Origin of the sequence: Vibrio sp. 10N.222.48.A3 (genome assembly GCF_041475345.1) — a bacterium.
GTDB classification, from domain to species: domain Bacteria; phylum Pseudomonadota; class Gammaproteobacteria; order Enterobacterales; family Vibrionaceae; genus Vibrio; species Vibrio tasmaniensis_A.
The window spans coordinates 1-3854 of the sequence record NZ_JBFRVX010000130.1; the positions used below are offsets into that span (position 1 = coordinate 1).

The window sequence follows — 3854 nt, forward strand, 5'->3', positions numbered from 1 at the left end:
GAAGTACTTTAGTCATTGGTTATTCCATCAGTTATTGGATAAAAAGCGATTTTTAGTGTGCCTTCAAACTTAGGATAGGTAAAGAGCAAAATACCCCGCACAGGCGAGGTATTGAATAGTTTTTGCGTTCGATCGGCGTTGCCGTATGACGTTATCTTTCTGTTACGATCTCACGAGAGAAGACTTTTTCGCAGTATTTACACTTCAATCGAATATCTTCTTTCTTTTCAAAGATCTTAAAGCTGCTTTCAACGGGTTCATTGTGAGTAATACAGTTGGTGTTTGGACACTCGAACACATCGTTGATTTGCTCAGGAAGTTCTAGTGGTAGCTTCTTAACTACTTCGTAATCTTCGATTTGGTTTACGGTCGCGTGAGGCGCGTAAAGTGCTAACTTGCTCGCCTGTTCTTCAGTGATAAACACATTCTCTATCTTGAGCAGGTCTTTACCGCCTAGAGCAGAGGATGGCAGGTTTAGGCCAATCGTTACTCGCTGATTAGAGTTATGCATGTCGAACAGTTTGAGTACCTTGATCCCGATGTTGGCTGGGATATGGTCGATAACCGTTCCGTTCTTGATTGCTTCAACTTTTAATTGAGTCTCTTTAGACATGATATCTCTCCTCTACAGCGTTTCGTTAAGAACAAGGGCTAACAATGCTTCACGTGCGTAAACACCGTTCTCAGCTTGCTGGAAGTAGTAAGCGTAAGGCGTTTTATCGACATCAATCGTAATTTCATCAACACGAGGAAGAGGGTGAAGAACCTTTAGGTTATCACGTGCATTTTCCAACATCGGAGCCGTCAGGATGTACGCTGATTTGATGTGCGCGTATTCCGATTCATCAAAACGTTCTTTTTGAACTCGAGTCATGTACAGAACATCCAACTCTGGAATCACATCTTCCATGTCTGTCAGCAGTTGGTACTTAATACCCGCTTCATCAAGCTCTTCACAAATGTAGTCAGGCATCGCCAGTGCTTCTGGAGCAACGAAGTAGAAACAGATGTTGTCGAACTTCGCTAGTGCTTGAGTTAGTGAGTGAACCGTACGGCCGTACTTAAGATCACCAACGAATGCAACGTTAAGGTTGTCGAGGCGGCCTTGAGTTTCGGCGATAGAGAACAGGTCTAATAGCGTTTGTGTTGGGTGTTGGTTTGCGCCGTCGCCCGCGTTAATCACAGGTACACCGTTAGAGAACTCAGAAGCCAGACGCGCTGCGCCTTCTTGGGGGTGGCGCATTACGTAAGCATCAACGTATGAAGAGATAACCTGTACTGAGTCTGCCAGCGTTTCGCCTTTCTTCGCCAGTGACGTGTTACCACCGCTATCGAAACCAATCACATCACCACCGATGCGCTGAATAGCCGTTTCAAAAGAGAGACGAGTTCGCGTTGAAGGTTCGAAGAAGCAGCTTGCAACAACTTTGTTCTTGATGAGTTCTGGGTTTGGTTCAGCTTTAAGTTGACCTGCCGTTTGAACAATTAATTCTAGCTCTTCACGAGAAAGCTCTGGAATTGAGATGATGTGCTTTTGATAGAGCGAATTCGCCATGATCTTCTTCCCCACAATAATGTATTGGCCATAAAAAAGCCCCCCATAATGGGAGGCTTTAAAAAAGTGCTGAAAAGCAGAATAGACGGCCTGGCAAGCATGCTAGCTTGCGAGCAATATTTGGTGTCTTCACAATTTTATTATGTGTTTTCACAATATCATTATGTTTTATCACAACATTGCTTGGCGTCATTTTCACTACTCTCAGACAAATTGCCGAGAATTATACGCTTTCAATTTGTGAGCGCAAGCGATTACATCAAGCTTTGTTTACTTTCATTATTCTCTATTGGCCAAGTGTCGCGACCATTACTGCTTTGATGGTGTGCATGCGATTCTCTGCTTCATCAAACACAATTGAGTAGTCGGACTCAAATACTTCGTCTGTTACTTCCAAACCGTTCATTCCATATTTGTCTGCGACTTGCTGGCCGATCACGGTTTCATTGTTGTGGAAAGCTGGCAGGCAATGCATGAACTTCACTTGAGGGTTACCTGTGAGCTTTATGACATCCATATTCACTTGGTAAGGTGTCATCACAGCCACGCGTTCGTCCCAAGCTTCAGGTGCTTCACCCATAGAAACCCAAACATCGGTGTAAAGGAAATCACAACCTTTTACGCCTTCGGCAACGTCTTCAGTCAGCGTTATTTGTGCACCTGTATTTTGCGCAATTGCTTGGCATTCTTCGACAAGCTGTTCTTCTGGCCAGAAAGCTTTAGGTGCAATAAGGCGAATATCCATACCCATCTTCGCGGCACCGACTAACAGAGAATTACCCATGTTGTTGCGTGCATCGCCTAGGTAAGCAAAACTGATTTGATGCAGATGTTTACCGCGACCATGCTCAAGCATAGTGAGGAAATCAGCCAAGATCTGAGTTGGATGGAACTCATCAGTAAGGCCATTCCACACTGGAACGCCAGCATAAGCGCCAAGATCTTCGACAATACTCTGGCCAAAACCACGATATTCAATACCATCGTACATACGACCTAATACACGCGCGGTATCTTTCATTGATTCTTTTTGACCAATCTGAGAACCAGAAGGGCCTAAATAAGAGACTTGAGCTCCTTGATCAAAAGCAGCTACCTCAAAGGCACATCGAGTTCGAGTTGATGCTTTTTCAAAGATCAAAGCGATGTTTTTACCGTTAAGCTTTTTTTGCTCTGTACCTGCATACTTAGCCTTTTTAAGGTAAGCAGACAGGTCGAGTAAAAACTGAATCTCTTTAGGAGTAAAGTCGAGAAGTTTTAGAAAGTTACGATTGCGAAGATTAAATGCCATCTCTCGCTCCTTGGGTATATAGAATCAATGAAGAACTTAGTTAAACATAAAAATGCTATATTTGTGAATAGTTATTTTATTAATTTGATAAAAAAGGCCAGTACAATGGTACTGGCCTAGATAAGTTATGTGTTCGCTTTACTGAACTACTTGAGTTAAATACCGTCTCTTTCTATAGGACAGCTCATGCAACGAGCGCCACCACGACCGCGACCCAGTTCATTGCCTGGAATTGTCAGAACTTCGATGCCTGCTTTGTCGTATTTCTCATTGGTGTAAACATTACGCTCATAACCGATAACCGTACCCGGTTTCACCGTCAGTACGTTGTTAGCGTCATTCCACTGTTCACGTTCAGCTTCGTAGTTATCACCACCAGTTGTGATGATCTTCAGTTGATCGAGATCCAGTGCGCCTTCAATCGCTGTTAGGTAGTTTTCAGCTTTCTCTACTCGCATTTCGCCATTTTCTTTCGGCGTTAAGCGCCAAGTATCTAGGTCTTTACGAACGATCTCTGGATAGACTGAGAATGTATCGATATCCATGTGAGTCATGACCGTATCAAGGTGCATACAAGAGCGGTGCTTCGGTAAATCAATCGCAATCACTTCTTTAGCTTGACCGGACTTGAATAAACTCGCAGCTAGATTTTCGACACCTTGTGGCTTGGTACGCTCCGAAATACCGATAAGAACAGCGCCTTTACCGATAACCAGTACATCTCCACCTTCAATATTGGCGTTGTCGTAATGAAGATCTTCATCACCGAAGTACTTAATGAAATCTTGCCCTGCGAATACAGGGTGCCAGCGATATATTGCTCGCAAGTGATTCGTTTCTCGTTGACGAGCAGGCATCATCATCGGGTTAAGAGAGACACCGCCATAAACCCAGCAAGAAGTATCGCGGGTAAATAGATGGTTAGGTAGCGGCTCAATAACGAAATCAAGTGGGCGGTGCATCTTCGGTAGCATTGAAGAAGATTTAATAGGAAGCTCAGAGTAGGCT

The 3854-nt window shown here is 43.9% G+C and carries 4 protein-coding genes; all 4 read right to left on the reverse strand.

All coding sequences use genetic code 11. The features are described from left to right. Positions 1-151: 151 nt before the first annotated feature. Positions 152-613: an aspartate carbamoyltransferase regulatory subunit gene (gene pyrI, locus AB4653_RS04895; protein ID WP_004735320.1), complete on the reverse strand. Its 462-nt coding sequence runs from the start codon at positions 611-613 to the stop codon at positions 152-154. Between the two features lie 12 nt (positions 614-625). Then, a complete protein-coding gene (pyrB, locus tag AB4653_RS04900) occupies positions 626-1555 on the reverse strand; it encodes an aspartate carbamoyltransferase (protein ID WP_009847728.1) in 930 nt (309 codons plus the stop codon). 286 nt (positions 1556-1841) lie between these two features. Next, positions 1842-2846, reverse strand: a complete 1005-nt coding sequence (locus tag AB4653_RS04905; protein WP_009847727.1) for an ornithine carbamoyltransferase — start codon at positions 2844-2846, stop codon at positions 1842-1844. A 155-nt stretch (positions 2847-3001) separates the two neighbouring features. Beyond that, the coding region (locus tag AB4653_RS04910; RefSeq protein ID WP_372103462.1) for an arginine deiminase at positions 3002-3854 on the reverse strand (853 nt) is incomplete at its 5' end.

Bases quoted from the DNA above. Each gene is read 5' to 3' on its own strand.
- pyrB (WP_009847728.1), bottom strand. From the start codon at position 1,555: ATGGCGAATTCGCTCTATCAAAAGCACATCATCTCAATTCCAGAGCTT.
- pyrI (WP_004735320.1), bottom strand. From the start codon at position 613: ATGTCTAAAGAGACTCAATTAAAAGTTGAAGCAATCAAGAACGGAACG.
- AB4653_RS04905 (WP_009847727.1), bottom strand. From the start codon at position 2,846: ATGGCATTTAATCTTCGCAATCGTAACTTTCTAAAACTTCTCGACTTT.